Raw genomic sequence first — 14,869 nt, 5'->3', positions numbered from 1 at the left:
CGAACCTTGAATTAGCCGCGAATGATACCATTTATTGAAGAAATAAAGTTAGGACAACATGCTTCATGGATACCATACACACTCTCAGTCAACTCCTTACCGCCAGCGACTGCCAATACGCTATTTATGATTTGGGCCGTCGTATCAATCCAATCAGCCAAGCGCAATTTGCCGAGATAGAAAAAGGCTCAGCGCCTTATCCCTACCCTCTACAACGTAAAGCCAATTTGGCGATTGTGTATTGGAATGAGCAAAAGCAACCATGGATTTGGTTTTTGAAATTTGAACTCGATGAGCGTGGTCTATTGAAACAAGCCGACATCGGCAACTTCATTAAGTTTGTCGTAGAAGCGATGGGAACGCGTTTGTCGCAAGAAATGAGTGAGGAACAGCAACAAAAGTTGGCGAATAATCCTTATACGTTTAAACCTTCTGAAGACAAAATGGCGGTGTTTCATAGCTTGGTGCGCGCACAACTGCAGTTACCGACCAGCCAATATTACCAACACGCCCAAATCTATTTCCAAGGGAAATTGGGTTGGGAGAACTGGCAAACCGTTGGCTTGCAGGGCATTACCGACATCTGTGCTCGATTGGATCAAGAGCAAAATGGCGTGCTAATACGTAAAGCACTGACACACCTTCCTTCAACGCCATTGTATGCTCTGCTCGGAGCTTTAGAGCATGTCACCTTGCCTGAAAAGCTAACGGCCCGCTTAATTGAGCTCACTGAAAGTGAAATCGCCAAGCCACACCCTGATCTGTTTTTGCTCTCCGCGCTGATTCGTGCGCTGTCAGGCGCAGAACAAGCACAAGTGAAACCCTTGCTGAATACACTGCTAGCCAGCCCTAGATTGAGCCATCAGGAAGTGTTGATTGGTATTGCAGGTCGCGCTTGGCATTGGTTGGCCGAAACGGAGGTCGCACAGCTCTTTTTGGTTCGTTTGGCACAAACGGGTAATCAAAACCTGTTCAATCAACTGTTTGCCGACTTAGTGATGCTTCCACAGCTTAGAATGGTGCTACTGCCTCTGCTACACTCCAGCCCATCACCAGAGCTGGCCAATGCACTTTTAAATCTACAACAGGCTACAAAAGGATAAACCATGGTCGGTGATTTGTTTGCCATTTTAGGATTGTGTTTCTTCTGTTTTCTCTTTTGGCAACAACGTCGCCAATCGGAACTGGCCAAGGCTGCGATAGCACGCAAATGCGACCAACTGGAGTTACAACTCATTAGTGTTGCGTTTGGCGGGCACAAATTAAAAACGCCAGAGGGAAGCTGGCGTTGGCATACTGTCTATTTATTTGAATTTTCAGCACTCGGTGACGACTGCTACCAAGGACAACTGATGATGACCGGATTCAGGCCGCTGAACTTTTTCCTGCCACCTCATCGGATGTAAAACGCATTGTCACGAGCGCATTACACTGACTAAGCTGGGTAACATCATAAAAGCCCAGCTTGGTGAGCACTTTGATTGCAGCGATGTTCTGAGGTTTGATGTGTGCCGTTAAGCTCTCCAACTGCAATTCATGCATCGCTTTGGGCACAAACGCCTTCAATGTTTCGCTGGCGATCCCTTTACCCCAGTACGATTTATCAAACATGAACTCCAGTTCAGGTTGACTATCTAAATGCGCGATATAGACATGCCCCATGTATTCGCGATTGTAGTTATCCAATACGGCTCTGGCATGGATCGTTTTATCATTCAATACTTTATCAAACAGAAGCTTGGCATTGGCAACCGTGTATGGACCATTGAGTTGCGCACGATTCTTCGCACAGCAATTTAGCATCACGAATTCGAGCTTTAATGATTCATTGTAAGGAAGGAGCAATGTCCTTCGAGTTACTATGGTCACATTCTATCCTTGATATGGCGATACCGATTTAGCGCGTTGCAAATTCGTTACGCCCAATTGAGAAGCCGAAAAATTAAACCAACTTGAACAAAGAGTTATTGATCCAGATTGTTTTTTAACGTTGTTTATAAAATAGTTATATCGTTCTGACGGTAGAGAGTGTGAAGAGATGACGATAAGAAAAGCCCCGACACTTTCGTATCGGGGCTATGGTCTTACTCGCAGCAGTCCGGCTACTAATAATGCTCCCTGCATCATCCTTAATAGTGGCTGAATCCTTCAGCGAATCCGTACATCGCCTTCCTAGCGGTGTCCTAAATCTTCCTGATAGCTAACCATTCCTGTTAGCGCACATCACTTGTTCCTTGAGCGGTGTCCTTGGTATCGTCCTGATACTGTCCTTGCCTCAATCCTCGAGGTGTCCACGTCATTCCTTTGTCATCAACATCCTATTGATGATTGTTTCCTTACAAGGTCCTTCGCTCCTTGCTTGATTCCTCATCCTGAGCAACCAAATCGTCTTCCTGACGATAACCAAATCCTTGGCGTTTCCTGTTCCGTGTCAGCATCCTTCCGACAAGGTTTAATTTACTCTTTTTCTTGAACGGAGCAATCCACTGGCAAAGAAAAACGCTTGTGCAAACCATTACATCGCATTAACATTCCTTATTAATCATTAAGTTAGGGTTTTTTAATATCCATTCCTCTTACGATGAATTAGCTTTCTCGCACAAGCTGTGTAAGAGATCTCTCACACGCGATTACCGAAATTGCTATTCGCCAAAAACCTTAGTGCCACGTATCATGATAAACATATCGTTATCAGGAAGAAAAAATGTTAACTCAAGATGTCACCAAAGAGCTGGAAGCGGTGCTTGAACAGCTTCAGCAACAAGGAAAAGAGCCCTCTGTCGCGCTCGTGAAAGCACGATTAAAAACATCGGTCCCCATGCCTGCGATCATTGCCGCGATCAAAAGCTGGAAGAGCGCCCAGCGCGTACCGAAGATCGAAGTGGCAAGTCAAACCAATCAAGATGCAGAACGTATTGCCCAACTCGAAGCCACCGTCCTGAAGTTGGCTGCTCGTATCGATGCATTAGAAGCACAGCTAAAAGAGAAAAACCAATGAAGATATGGGTTGATGCCGACGCCTGTCCAAAAGTGATTCGAGAAACCATTGTCCGCGCAGCAGAGCGAACCGGTGTCGAATGCACCTTTGTTGCGAATCACGTTGTACCAGTACCAAGAAGGCCCAACATCCACAGTTTGCAAGTGCCTGCCGGCTTCGACATTGCGGATAACGAGATCGTCAAACGTGTGGAACCAAACGATTTGGTGATTACTTCTGATATTCCGCTCGCCGATGAAGTGATCACCAAAGGCGGACTTGCCTTAAGTTCACGTGGTGAGTTGTATACTAAAGACACCATTAAAGCACGCCTTAACATTCGTGACTTTATGGAAACCATGCGCTCAAGTGGAATCCAAACTGGCGGCCCTGCGGCTCTCTCGCAAACCGAACGCCGCGAATTTGCCAATCATTTGGATCGCATTTTGGCTAAGCGATAATTCGTTATCAAGCTCAGCTCTCGCCTTGGTTCATCCAATACAAAAAGCCTGCGATATTCGCAGGCTTTTGTTTTTTCGAGTCGAGATGTCGAGTTAAGGCTTATGGCGTGTAGTAGGTTGCTGCGCCTGGGCCGACTGGCAAACCAAACACAAATACCCATACGTAGAACAACAAGCTCCAACCCACCATAAAGACGATAGAATACGGCAGCATCACAGAGATCAGTGTACCGATACCCATGTTCTTCATGTAGCGAGTGGCAACAGCAAGGATCAGACCGAAGTAGCTCATCATCGGCGTGATGATGTTCGTTACGGAATCACCGATACGGTATGCCGCTTGAATCGTTTCAGGCGCATAACCCACCAGCATCAACATTGGAACAAAGATCGGTGCAGTAACCGCCCACTGAGCAGAGGCAGAACCAATCATCAAGTTAATGAAGCCACACATAAGAATGAAGGCAAAGAACAGCATCGGGCCAGTAAGACCAATGGTCTGTAGGAAATCAGCACCCGCCACTGCGAAAACTTGACCGAAGTTAGTCCACTTAAAGAAAGCAACAAACTGAGCAGCAAAGAACACCAACACAATGTACATACCCATTGATGACATGGATTTTGACATCGCATCAATCACATCGCGGTCATTCTTCATCGTACCAACGACTTTCCCGTAAACAAAACCAGGGATTGCGAAGAAGACAAAAATAAACGCCACAATGCTCTTAAGGAATGGGGAACCCGCTACCGTGCCTGCGTCAGAGCGCAACACACCGTCAGCTGGCACAATCGTCCAAGCAAGTAATGCCGATACGACTAATACCGCAACGCCCGCCAGTTTCAGACCTTTCTTCTCAATGTCAGTGAGACTGCCCATCTTATCGTTTGAGAGATCTTCTGCAGCTTCCTCAACGTTGTATTTACCCAGTTTAGGCTCAACGATTTTTTCGGTGACAAACGCACCCAAACCTGCAATGACAAAGGTTGACGCGAACATGAAGTACCAGTTCACTTCAGGACCAACCGTGTAAGTAGGGTCGATCATTTTTGCTGCCGTTTCAGTAATGCCTGAAAGCAGGGGATCCACCGTACCGATCAACAAGTTTGCCGAGTAACCACCAGACACACCCGCAAACGCAGCCGCCAAGCCCGCAAGAGGATGACGACCTAGTGAGTGGAACAGCATTGCCGCAAGCGGGATCAGAACCACATAGCCAAGCTCAGAGGCGGTGTTCGAGATGATACCTGCAAAGACAACCGTGACGGTCACCATGCGTTTAGACGCACCCATCACCATGCCACGCATAGCCGCAGAAAGTAGACCGGAGTGTTCTGCAATCGCAACACCCAACATGGCCACCAGTACTGTGCCTAAAGGAGCAAAGCCGACAAAGTTTTTAACGAGATTGGTCACGATCAGCTCTAGTCCGTCTGCGTTCAGTAAGCTCACAACGTGAATCATACCGTCAGCAGCTCGGCCCTTGGCACCCTCAGGGCGAGGGTCGACAACGGAGACTTCAAAATAGCCCGCGATGCCAGAAGAAATTAAGATTGCCAAACAGAAGATGGCGAAAAGTGTGATTGGGTGGGGTAACAAGTTCCCCAAATATTCAACCGTGTCTAGAAAGCGCGTAAAGAGCGGTTTCTTAGGTGAAGTTTGCTTAATCGAAGCAGATGAACTCATCCGTTCCCTCCTTGTAGTTTTTCCTGTGCATTTGTGACAAAAATGTCAAAAGCCTGGGCAGGTTACTCGACAAGAGAGGGAAAACGAAATTACAAATGTTACAAAACTTTTCCGATAGCAATATTATTAACCAATTAATGTTTAAAATATGGCCTTATAAACCAGTTTATTGTTATTAACTGGAATTATAAATAAGCAAACAAACCAACACTATACGATATAAATAACCATTCAATTCTGAAGGCTATTCCAGTCAATGTCGTGCACCGTCGTTTATTTTTGTACCGCTTTAAAACGTGGATTACTTTTGCAAATAACGTATAAGCGACCACGTCGTCTGACGATCTGGCAATCTGGATGACGCGCTTTTGCGCTCTTCAGTGACTTCAGTACTTTCATTTCTTAACCTTCTTTCGAACCAAACTGAGCAAAACGACGATTGAAGTTCGCCACTCGACCCTCTTTTTGCACCACTCTTTGCTTACCGGTGTAAAACGGATGTGATTCCGAGGAGACTTCAATGGTGAAGTACGGGTAGGTTTGGCCATCTTCCCATTCGATGGTGCGGTCAGTTTGCAAAGTCGAACCGACAATAAAATAGTGATCAACACTGGTATCGTGGAACACGACTTTGCGATATTCAGGATGGATTCCTGGTTTCATTTTTCTCTCTCCGACAATTGTTATGTTATAACGTATTAGTTAATAATTATTATCAACAAGAAATGCAAGAGAAAACTGTGATATTTTTCAACTCATCTGTTGTTTTTTATTTGACTCACTATGCACTCCATTGATCCTATTGGCTTTATTGAGAGCCCCTATAAAGAGAAATTCGCGGTACCCAGACAACCTCGCTTAGTCCCTGCTGCGACGGCACGGGTAAAACTGGTGGGCAGTGCCAATACCCCCGAGTCAGTAAGAGGTTTGGCGCAATTTTCCCACGTTTGGTTGCTGTTTTTGTTTGATCAAAACTTAGCCGCGGGTTGGAAACCCACCGTTCGCCCTCCTCGCCTAGGTGGCAATGAGCGCATGGGCGTATTTGCCACCCGTTCAACGTTTCGCCCCAACGGCATTGGCATGTCAGCGGTGGAAATAAAAGGGATAAGCAAGCAAGGCGATCAGGTCTATCTCGATCTTGGCAGTGTAGATTTAGTCGACGGCACCCCCATCATTGATATCAAACCTTACATCCCCTATTCCGACAGCATTCCCGATGCCATCGGTGGCTACGCAGAGTCAGAACCAGAGCGCTCACCAGTAATCTTCTCCAGTGAAGCAGACGCCCTATTGGCGACACGACCAAATGGACCACTTGAAAAACAGGTCATAGAGCAAGTCTTGGCACAAGATCCTCGCCCTGCCTATAAGAAAAACAAACCGGATGAGAAAGAATATGCGGTAAATTTGTTCGATTTGAACATCAAATTCGTCATCCAAGATAAGATAGTGACGGTTAGCCGCATCGAACGCTTTTGACAATCACAAATGGCTGATATCATAGTCAGCTTAATTTTGTTCCCTCATTTTTGAGGGGTTATTCAAACCATGATGAAACGGATACCATAGAATGCGTACCAGTAAATATCTTCTTTCTACTCTGAAGGAGACTCCAAACGACGCAGAAGTAGTGAGCCATCAGCTCATGCTACGTGCAGGTATGATCCGTAAGCTGGCTTCAGGTCTTTACACCTGGCTGCCTACTGGTCTACGTGTACTGCGTAAAGTCGAAAACATCGTTCGTCAAGAGATCGACAATGCAGGTGCAATTGAAACCTTGATGCCCGTTGTGCAGCCGTTTGAACTATGGGAAGAGACTGGCCGCTCTGAAAAAATGGGCCCGGAACTTCTTCGCTTTACTGACCGCCATGTTCGTCCGTTTGTACTCAGCCCAACAGCAGAGGAAGTGATCACTGCGCTTGTTCGTAACGAAGTAAGCTCGTACAAACAGCTACCGATCAACCTATACCAAATCCAAACCAAATTCCGCGATGAGCGTCGTCCACGTTTTGGTGTAATGCGTGCACGTGAATTTTGCATGATGGATGCGTACAGCTTCGATATCGACAAAGCTGGTCTAGAAAAATCTTACCAAGCAATGCACGATGCTTACTGTAAAGCATTCGACCGCATGGGTCTTGAGTACCGCCCTGTTCTCGCAGACTCAGGTGCGATCGGTGGTAACGGTTCTCAGGAGTTCCACGTACTGGCTGAAAGTGGTGAAGACCTGATCGCCTTCTCAACGGAATCAGATTACGCAGCCAACATCGAAAAAGCAGAAGCCGTCGCTCCTGCGGTTGAGCGTGCAGCGCCAACTCAAGAGATGACGCTAGTGGATACGCCAAACGCCAAAACCATCGCTGAACTGGTTGAGCAATTCGATCTACCAATCGAGAAAACCGTTAAAACGCTATTCGTTAAAGCGTCGGACGCAATTGAAGCGCCTATCGTTGCACTGATCATTCGTGGTGACCACGAACTCAACGAAATCAAGGCAGAAAACCTAGCTGAAGTGGCGACGCCTTTAGAGATGGCAACGGAAGAAGAGATGCGTGAACTGATTGGTGCAGGTGCAGGTTCTCTTGGCCCTGTTGGCCTTAAACTACCATTCATCGTTGACCGCTCGGTTGCTGTTATGAGCGATTTCGGTGCAGGCGCAAATATCGATGGCAAACACTACTTCGGTATTAACTGGGGTCGTGATGTAGAGCTTGGCCAAGTTGCTGACCTACGTAACGTCGTCGAAGGCGATCCAAGCCCATGTGGAAAAGGCACATTGATGCTGAAACGTGGTATCGAAGTGGGTCACATTTTCCAACTCGGTAATGTGTACTCAGAAGCGATGAACTGTGGCGTTCTCGATTCCAACGGTAAAAACGTGATCCTAGAGATGGGCTGTTACGGTATCGGTGTTTCTCGCGTTGTTGCTGCGGCTATCGAACAAAACAACGACAAATACGGCATCATTTGGCCAGACGCACTTGCGCCTTTCCAAGTGGCTATCGTACCAATGAACATGCACAAGTCTGAGCGCGTTCAAGAAGCCGCAGAGAAACTATACGCTGAGCTGACAGCGATGGGTATCGAAGTGCTGTTCGATGACCGTAAAGAGCGCCCAGGCGTCATGTTCTCTGATATGGAACTGATCGGTATCCCTCACACTATCGTGATTGGCGATCGCAGCATGGACGAAGGTCACTTTGAGTATAAGAACCGTCGTTCTGGTGAAAAAACACCTGTCGCGATGGCTGATATCGTTGAGCACATCAAAGCGCAACTGAAATAACACCGAGCTCGGTGTTATAACAACAGTTAAAAGGGATTGGTCAAGGCCAATCCCTTTTCTATTAATCTTTGGTTCAGATTTCTCCCGTTATGCTTGCCTTATGTTTAGTCAGGAGAGTCGTCATGGATCTAAAAAGTCTTCTCAATCAAGCCCTCAACTCTGATCTTTTAAAACAAGGTTCAGAGGCATTGAACAAACAGACCCAAAATATCAAAAACAACACCAACGCCAGTCAACTCAAAACACTCGGTGCTGGCGCATTGGGTGGCGGCCTCATCGGCATGCTGATGGGTTCGAAAAAAAGCGGAAAGATGGCCAAGAAACTCGGCAAGAATGCACTCAAAATTGGTGGCGCCGCAGCCTTAGGTGCGTTGGCTTATAAGGTTTACAACGACTGGCAAGGAACTCAACCAAACACTGGCGTGACGGAAGCTTACGACCCACAAGACAATCACCACTCAGTGCTGATCATCAAAGCAATGATTGCGATGGCCAAAGCAGATGGTCATATTGACCAGCAGGAAATGGCCCAGATAGAGCAAGCGCTCAGTGAGATGAACGCCGATGAACGGGTGCGACAACTCGTTCAACAAGAGCTACAAAAGCCCCTCGACCCAACCGACATTGCCAAGTTAGCGACATCACCACAACAAGCAAGTGAAATTTACCTCGCCTCGCTGATCATCGCGGACGAGCAAAGCTTTATGGAAAAAGCTTATTTGCAAGAACTGGCTAAGCAGCTACAGCTGGCTCCAGAAGTCATCGAACAACTTGAACTGCAACTGCGTTGATGAATCTTTGCTCAGGGGGAGCATTAACTTGCGCCAAAACAACTCTGAGCTTTGAGTTTCAAAACCACACTGTGTATATTTGAGAGCAGTTATCATTTGTTTAAGTTCAAGGAAAACGCCATGCAAGTATACGGCTGTTGTGAGTTAGTTCGTGAGCTTTACGCTCAAATTGGTAGTGGTGACCAAGGGTACATTCCGCAAGCAATCTCGTGTGCAGTTAAAGCACTGAATGATATTGCCGCAGATGAAACATTACCGAAAGAAACACGTGAGAAAGCCGCTTTTGCCGCCGCCAACTTACTCATTTCAGATTTTGAGGACTGATTGATGAACTTGGCAAACTTTGCATCCATGGATCCGATCATGTTGATGAGCATCGTCAACATGAAGCTGCGTGACGATTTTTCCGGTGACCTCGATAAACTCGTGCGTTATTTCGATATTGATCGTGCAGCATTAGAAGCCAAATTGGCCACTGCGGGTTTTGAGTTTCTGCCCGACGCAGGACAATTTCGATAGGTTCGAGGTTCGAGGTTCGAGGTTCGAGGTTCGAGGTTCGAGGTTCGAGGTTCGATTAATTAAAAAAGCTTGATGCCACCGCATCAAGCTTTTTTATCTACTGCTCTCTGGCGTTAACCAAAGGAAGCCCAAATCACCGTGGCCACCAGCACCGGACAAACGAACTTCACATACGAAGGCCAAACTTTACCAAACCAACCCAAGGTGAACTCAGGGTTGCCCTGCTCAAGCTCTTTGATTTTGCTGTGACGACTCCACACCCAACCACCAAACAAACAGAACAGCAAAGCGGCCGTTGGCTGCAGATATTGTGTAGCGACGGTTGCCACCAGTCCAAACAGCGCGCCGAAGTTGTACACAATCACCACGCTGAACAATGCAATGAGGCCACCCAAGACCCAACTCGTGGTACTGCGTTTGGTATTAAAACGTTCGCCTACAAGCGCAACAGGGCACTCCAACATGGAGATTGAAGAAGTGAGTGCGGCAATCGTCAGCAGCAAGAAAAACACCACGGCAAATATCTGGCCGAGAAGCCCCAAGCTATCAAACATCAGTGGTAGCACAGTAAACACCAGCGTATCTGAGCTCAGTAAAGAGCCATCTTCCGCATAGATTTGCACCCCTTTTTGCATCGCAACAAACATCGCGGGAAGCACAACCAAACCGGCAATAAAGGCCACGGCAGTATCCACCAATGTGACATTCATGGCCATCTTCGGTAAGTTCTCTTTTTTGCTAAGGTACGAACCGTAGATCAGCATTGAGCAGCCACCAATGGTTAACGAGAAGAAACCTTGTCCCATTGCCGCCAGAATCAATTTTCGATCCCACACCTTATCAAAATCTGGCACTAGATAGTGTTTTAGCCCTTCCATCGCGCCATTTTGCGTCATGATATAGACAAACAGCACAGCAAAGAGCACAAACAGAGCTGGCATTAAGCGGGTTGACCACTTTTCAATACCTTGTTTCACGCCACCTTGAACGATCAAAATAGTGAGCACATAAAAAGTAATCGTACCGAAAAGGTTGCGCTCAACACTGAATCCTTTGAACCATGCAGTCGCCGCTTCCATGCCGAGCAAGTCTGTGATTGCGCCTAGCATGAAGCAGATGATCCAACCGCCGACAATCGAATAAAATGCCAACACGGCACTTGGCACGCTAAGACCAATCCAACCAACCAGCCCACCAACTTTTTTACCGACAGGGTGACTGGCGAGTGCGCGCATACTATCGACGGGGTTCGCTTGCCCATGACGACCAATCGCCATCTCCACCACCAGCATTGGAAAAGCAACGATCAAAATCATGACTAAATAAACTAAAAGAAAAGCACCACCACCATTTGAGGCGGCTTGTGTCGGGAAGCCCCAAATATTCCCTAAGCCAACAGCCGCACCCGCTGCCGCTAGAATAAAGCCTAATCGAGAACCAAAATGTTCCCTCGGTTGAGAAGTTGTTTGCTGTGACATACGACCTAACTGCACTTGTGAACTAGTTAGCTAGTACAATACAGAAACATGTTTGGCATAACAATCTTTAGCTGGTCAATAACTCGACACTTAACAAAAATATCAGACAATCACATCGTAAAATTTGGCATACACACCAGCTTTACTTTCCATAGAACACCTTGAAGTGCGCCGAAAAATTCATGTCGAGTGCTGTTACATCAGTGAACTGTACGTGATATCGAGGGAGTAAATATCATTTAATCAGCAATTTAGCCTGCAAAACGCTCCAACTTGGCTACTTATTACTCTTGAGATGTTTTTATTAATGGAGAGAAAAATGAGAGTCACTTTGTTATCAAGCGCGCTGATCAGTGCGCTTGGCGTCAGCTATCAAGCGCAGGCTTATAACTGCCAAAGCCTAGCAACATGGAATAGCAGCGAGATCTACACATCCGGTAGTCAAGTTCAAAAAGAGAACCAAGCATTCGAAGCCGCCTACTGGACTCAAGGCAATGATCCTATCACGAACTCTGGCCCTTGGGAGGCATGGAAATCTCTTGGGCAATGTGACAACGGCGGAGGTAATCTACCACCAAGCATCACCTTCTCTTCTCCAACCAATAATGCAGAAATTCCAGAAGGCGCGAGCATCACTTTGTTGGCGAATGCCAGCGATGAAGATGGCCAAGTTAGCCAAGTCGAGTTTCTTGCAGGAACACAATTGATTGCGGTGGTCACACAAGCACCATTTGAAACCCCATGGACAGCGGTAAAAGGTACCTCTCAATTAACGGCCATTGCCACGGACAATGAAGGGGCAATCCAGTCCACCAACGTCAACATCAGCGTGTTGCCTCAAGGAGAGCTTGCGCCACCAACGATTTCTCTGACCAGCCCAACCGGAAGTGAAACACTGAGCGATAAAGACCGCTTAGTCGTGAGCGCTCAAGCGGCAGACAGCGATGGCATCGTGACGCAAGTGGAGTTCTTCGTCGATAATCAATCGGTCTTTGTAGATACCAACGCGCCTTACGAGTACCTCTGGAATGCGGTTGCGGGCACCCATACATTCAAAGCACAAGCGACCGATGATGCCAATTTAACCACCATGAGCCAAAACGTCTCATTGGTTGTCAGTGGCAGCCATTCTGATGGCTGCGCGGATGCGGTTCCTTATCTGGCTGGCACACGCTACGAAGCGGGTGCGCTGGTCTCCAATCTCAATCAGAAATACCGTTGCGATGTCGCAGGCTGGTGTTCTTCTAATGCTGCTTGGGCTTACGAGCCTGGCGTAGGCCAATACTGGCAAGATGCTTGGAGTGGATTGGGCGCGTGCTCAACCCCACCGCAAATTACCATCACCTCACCTAATGACGGTGCGGTGGTACTCGCAGGCAGTAACCTAACCCTCAGCGCTGATGCTAGTGACGCAGATGGCAGCGTCACCCAAGTCGAGTTTTTCGCGAATAACTCGAGCTTAGGTGTGGTGACTCAGCCTCCCTACGTACAGACTTGGAGTGCAACTTTCGTTGGGGCCAATCAGCTAAAAGCGATCGCAACCGACAATGACAATAACGTGAGTGAGTCGCTGGTCAATGTCACGGTCAGTGATCAAGCGCTTGTCGTCACGCTCACTTCACCAACGGCTGGCCAAACGGTTGGTTTGGGTAAAAACGTGACCCTAAGTGCCGACGCGACCTCCCTCACTTCCGCGATCAAACAAGTCGACTTTGTCGTCAACGGCAGTGTGATTGCAACCGACAATAGCGCTCCGTACTCTGTCTCTTGGACACCTGCGGCGATCGGTAACTTTACCGTCAGTGCTCAAGCGGTCGACTTAGCGGGTAATCAAGCACTCTCGGAAGCGGCAGCAATCAAGGTGGTTGAACAGTCGGAAAAACGCCACAAACTGATTGGCTATTGGCACAACTTTGTGAATGGGGCTGGCTGTCCGATACGTCTCGCAGACATGTCAAACACATGGGATGTGATTGATATTGCTTTTGCTGAAAACGATCGCAACAGCAATGGTACGGTCCACTTCAACCTTTACTCAGGGGATATTTACAGCAGCTGTGCGCCGCTTGATCCGGTCCAGTTCAAACAAGATATGGCGGCACTGCAAGCGCAAGGTAAAAAGTTTGTACTTTCCCTTGGCGGAGCAGAAGGCACCATTACTCTGAATACCGATCAAGATGAAGCGAATTTTGTTTCTAGCTTAACCGCGCTGATCAAAGAATGGGGATTTGATGGACTCGATGTGGATCTAGAAAGTGGCTCAAACCTTGTCCACGGTTCGAAAATTCAGGCAAGATTGGGCAGAGCCCTACTGCAAATTGAACAAAATATCGGTGGTGACATGTACCTCACCATGGCACCAGAACATCCTTACGTTCAAGGCGGTATGGTGGCCTACAGCGGAATTTGGGGCGCCTACATTCCGGTCATTAACGCCACTCGCAGCACACTCGACTTACTTCATGTTCAGCTCTACAACAATGGTGGCTTACCCAACCCTTACCTACCGAGCGCCGCTCCTGAAGGCTCTGTCGATATGATGGTTGCACAATCTAAGATGTTGATCGAAGGCTTTGAACTCGCCGATGGCACTCGTTTTGAGCCGCTTCGCGACGACCAGGTAGCCATTGGCCTTCCTTCAGGGCCAAGCTCAGCGAACTCTGGCCAAGCGCCGACTCAAAATATCCTAGATGCACTCGATTGTTTAACATTAGGCACAAAATGCACCACGGTGCGACCAGCGTTCAACTACCCGAATTATGCTGGCGTAATGACTTGGTCAATCAACTGGGATGAGCATGATGGTTTCAATTTCTCCAAACCTGTGGGAGATAAACTAACGCAAATGAATGCCCGCTAAACACAAATGTCTGTAAAACCAGAGAGCACCACGACGGGTGCTCTCTTTGTTACGAAATTAGATGGTAAATACCTGATAGTTTTTTAACTCCGGTATCTTCTTCAGCAAGTCTTGCTCTTGCACGGCCATATCGTCTAACGAATCACAAAAATCCTGAGTTTGTTGTTCAATTTCTTTGCTGTGCTGCTGCAAACGCTCTTGCACTTTCTGCTTCAACTCCGTCATGCTCTGCGACATCGCAGACAGATTCAAACCGCCTTCTTGCTTCATTTTGCTCGACATCGCGTCAAACGCACTGCTGATAAACTCTTTGTTGAAGATCTCTTGCGCTCGTTGGAAGTCATCCTGCCAAGACTCCGTCATAGACGCAAAGCTATCTGCAGGTAAAATCAAATCACCATCTTTGTAATAACGAGATTCAACATCGGTAAAAAAATCTTTTACCGCCGTTTTTACGTTATCAAATGCGTTGGGTGCATCAAGGCTAACGGCAATATCATCAATGATGTCGTTCGCCAGCGCTAAGCTCTCTTCCGCCACTTGTTTCGCTCTTGGCAGATAGGCATTAAGGTTTTCACGATACTCTTCAATGGCCGCTTGTTGATCACCGTTGAGCTCGATTTTCTCACCATGGATGTAAAGATTGTTGCTCGCATCCACCACGGCTTTGTCGCCGTTGGTTTGATGAATTTCCAAGACTTCACCATCTAGGCGGACTTCATTTTTGATATCGACACGACACTGCGCTGCATGAACCGAAGTGGTCACAACCAGTGGAAGAAAGATGGCCAGCTTTTTCATGACTTTTCC

At 47.4% G+C, this 14,869-nt stretch carries 16 protein-coding genes; 10 read left to right on the top strand and 6 right to left on the bottom strand.

Annotation, left to right across the window (positions count from 1 at the left end; genetic code table 11):
* Positions 1–65: 65 nt before the first annotated feature.
* Entirely contained in the window at positions 66–1,103 is a 1,038-nt protein-coding gene (locus CIK04_RS18115) for a DUF3549 family protein (RefSeq protein ID WP_097352146.1), read from the top strand.
* 3 nt (positions 1,104–1,106) lie between these two features.
* Complete coding sequence (locus CIK04_RS18110) at positions 1,107–1,406, top strand: DUF3301 domain-containing protein (RefSeq protein WP_017420206.1); 300 nt, start codon at positions 1,107–1,109, stop codon at positions 1,404–1,406.
* Here the strand turns inward: CIK04_RS18110 and CIK04_RS18105 are convergent.
* Positions 1,366–1,869 (bottom strand): GNAT family N-acetyltransferase, encoded by a 504-nt coding sequence (locus CIK04_RS18105; protein ID WP_017420207.1) that lies wholly within the window; start codon positions 1,867–1,869, stop codon positions 1,366–1,368. The genes CIK04_RS18110 and CIK04_RS18105 overlap by 41 nt on opposite strands.
* A gap of 835 nt (positions 1,870–2,704) precedes the next feature.
* Between CIK04_RS18105 and CIK04_RS18095 the strand changes: the two genes are divergently transcribed.
* On the top strand, positions 2,705–2,998 hold the full coding sequence (locus tag CIK04_RS18095) for a hypothetical protein (RefSeq protein ID WP_011079754.1): 294 nt from the start codon (positions 2,705–2,707) through the stop codon (positions 2,996–2,998).
* Positions 2,995–3,438, top strand: a complete 444-nt coding sequence (locus CIK04_RS18090; RefSeq protein WP_017420210.1) for a YaiI/YqxD family protein — start codon at positions 2,995–2,997, stop codon at positions 3,436–3,438. Before CIK04_RS18095 ends, CIK04_RS18090 begins: the two co-directional genes overlap by 4 nt.
* 100 nt (positions 3,439–3,538) lie before the next feature.
* On the opposite strand, the gene CIK04_RS18085 is transcribed toward CIK04_RS18090, so the two are convergent.
* From CIK04_RS18085 to CIK04_RS18075, 3 genes are all read right to left on the bottom strand, one after another.
* Positions 3,539–5,125 (bottom strand): AbgT family transporter, encoded by a 1,587-nt coding sequence (locus tag CIK04_RS18085; protein WP_017420211.1) that lies wholly within the window; start codon positions 5,123–5,125, stop codon positions 3,539–3,541.
* A gap of 273 nt (positions 5,126–5,398) precedes the next feature.
* Entirely contained in the window at positions 5,399–5,524 is a 126-nt protein-coding gene (gene ykgO / locus CIK04_RS18080) for a type B 50S ribosomal protein L36 (protein ID WP_011150971.1), read from the bottom strand.
* Between the two features lie 3 nt (positions 5,525–5,527).
* Positions 5,528–5,788: a type B 50S ribosomal protein L31 gene (locus tag CIK04_RS18075; protein ID WP_017420212.1), complete on the bottom strand. Its 261-nt coding sequence runs from the start codon at positions 5,786–5,788 to the stop codon at positions 5,528–5,530.
* Positions 5,789–5,908: 120 nt separating this feature from the next.
* Here CIK04_RS18075 and tsaA point away from each other — a divergent pair, with 120 nt between their 5' ends.
* The 5 genes from tsaA to CIK04_RS18050 all read left to right on the top strand — a co-directional run bounded on the left by tsaA (position 5,909) and on the right by CIK04_RS18050 (position 9,721).
* Positions 5,909–6,604 (top strand): tRNA (N6-threonylcarbamoyladenosine(37)-N6)-methyltransferase TrmO, encoded by a 696-nt coding sequence (gene tsaA / locus CIK04_RS18070; protein WP_017420213.1) that lies wholly within the window; start codon positions 5,909–5,911, stop codon positions 6,602–6,604.
* Positions 6,605–6,695: 91 nt separating this feature from the next.
* Entirely contained in the window at positions 6,696–8,411 is a 1,716-nt protein-coding gene (locus tag CIK04_RS18065; RefSeq protein WP_017420214.1) for a proline--tRNA ligase, read from the top strand.
* 122 nt (positions 8,412–8,533) lie between these two features.
* Positions 8,534–9,202 carry a tellurite resistance TerB family protein gene (locus CIK04_RS18060; protein ID WP_038941306.1) on the top strand — a complete coding sequence of 223 codons (669 nt, stop codon included), beginning with the start codon at positions 8,534–8,536 and terminating at the stop codon, positions 9,200–9,202.
* Between the two features lie 120 nt (positions 9,203–9,322).
* Positions 9,323–9,526 (top strand): YaeP family protein, encoded by a 204-nt coding sequence (locus CIK04_RS18055; RefSeq protein ID WP_017420216.1) that lies wholly within the window; start codon positions 9,323–9,325, stop codon positions 9,524–9,526.
* A 3-nt stretch (positions 9,527–9,529) separates the two neighbouring features.
* A complete protein-coding gene (locus tag CIK04_RS18050; RefSeq protein WP_097352144.1) occupies positions 9,530–9,721 on the top strand; it encodes a DUF4250 domain-containing protein in 192 nt (63 codons plus the stop codon).
* Positions 9,722–9,834: 113 nt separating this feature from the next.
* Here CIK04_RS18050 and CIK04_RS18045 read toward each other — a convergent pair whose 3' ends face one another.
* Positions 9,835–11,199: a sodium-dependent transporter gene (locus tag CIK04_RS18045; RefSeq protein WP_097352143.1), complete on the bottom strand. Its 1,365-nt coding sequence runs from the start codon at positions 11,197–11,199 to the stop codon at positions 9,835–9,837.
* A gap of 319 nt (positions 11,200–11,518) precedes the next feature.
* Between CIK04_RS18045 and CIK04_RS18040 the strand changes: the two genes are divergently transcribed.
* Positions 11,519–14,059 (top strand): Ig-like domain-containing protein, encoded by a 2,541-nt coding sequence (locus tag CIK04_RS18040; RefSeq protein WP_097352142.1) that lies wholly within the window; start codon positions 11,519–11,521, stop codon positions 14,057–14,059.
* A 57-nt stretch (positions 14,060–14,116) separates the two neighbouring features.
* Here the strand turns inward: CIK04_RS18040 and CIK04_RS18035 are convergent, their stop codons facing one another.
* Positions 14,117–14,860, bottom strand: coding sequence for a YggN family protein (locus CIK04_RS18035; protein WP_017420219.1), 744 nt, complete (start codon positions 14,858–14,860; stop codon positions 14,117–14,119).
* Positions 14,861–14,869: the final 9 nt, after the last annotated feature.

This window comes from Vibrio sp. 03_296 (genome assembly GCF_002265885.1).
This window is presented reverse-complemented; position numbering and strand designations above follow the sequence as displayed.

Bases quoted from the DNA above. Each gene is read 5' to 3' on its own strand.
- CIK04_RS18035 (WP_017420219.1), bottom strand. From the start codon at position 14,860: ATGAAAAAGCTGGCCATCTTTCTTCCACTGGTTGTGACCACTTCGGTT.
- CIK04_RS18065 (WP_017420214.1), top strand. From the start codon at position 6,696: ATGCGTACCAGTAAATATCTTCTTTCTACTCTGAAGGAGACTCCAAAC.
- tsaA (WP_017420213.1), top strand. From the start codon at position 5,909: ATGCACTCCATTGATCCTATTGGCTTTATTGAGAGCCCCTATAAAGAG.
- CIK04_RS18115 (WP_097352146.1), top strand. From the start codon at position 66: ATGGATACCATACACACTCTCAGTCAACTCCTTACCGCCAGCGACTGC.
- CIK04_RS18090 (WP_017420210.1), top strand. From the start codon at position 2,995: ATGAAGATATGGGTTGATGCCGACGCCTGTCCAAAAGTGATTCGAGAA.
- ykgO (WP_011150971.1), bottom strand. From the start codon at position 5,524: ATGAAAGTACTGAAGTCACTGAAGAGCGCAAAAGCGCGTCATCCAGAT.
- CIK04_RS18075 (WP_017420212.1), bottom strand. From the start codon at position 5,788: ATGAAACCAGGAATCCATCCTGAATATCGCAAAGTCGTGTTCCACGAT.
- CIK04_RS18055 (WP_017420216.1), top strand. From the start codon at position 9,323: ATGCAAGTATACGGCTGTTGTGAGTTAGTTCGTGAGCTTTACGCTCAA.
- CIK04_RS18085 (WP_017420211.1), bottom strand. From the start codon at position 5,125: ATGAGTTCATCTGCTTCGATTAAGCAAACTTCACCTAAGAAACCGCTC.
- CIK04_RS18060 (WP_038941306.1), top strand. From the start codon at position 8,534: ATGGATCTAAAAAGTCTTCTCAATCAAGCCCTCAACTCTGATCTTTTA.
- CIK04_RS18045 (WP_097352143.1), bottom strand. From the start codon at position 11,199: ATGTCACAGCAAACAACTTCTCAACCGAGGGAACATTTTGGTTCTCGA.
- CIK04_RS18050 (WP_097352144.1), top strand. From the start codon at position 9,530: ATGAACTTGGCAAACTTTGCATCCATGGATCCGATCATGTTGATGAGC.
- CIK04_RS18040 (WP_097352142.1), top strand. From the start codon at position 11,519: ATGAGAGTCACTTTGTTATCAAGCGCGCTGATCAGTGCGCTTGGCGTC.
- CIK04_RS18110 (WP_017420206.1), top strand. From the start codon at position 1,107: ATGGTCGGTGATTTGTTTGCCATTTTAGGATTGTGTTTCTTCTGTTTT.
- CIK04_RS18095 (WP_011079754.1), top strand. From the start codon at position 2,705: ATGTTAACTCAAGATGTCACCAAAGAGCTGGAAGCGGTGCTTGAACAG.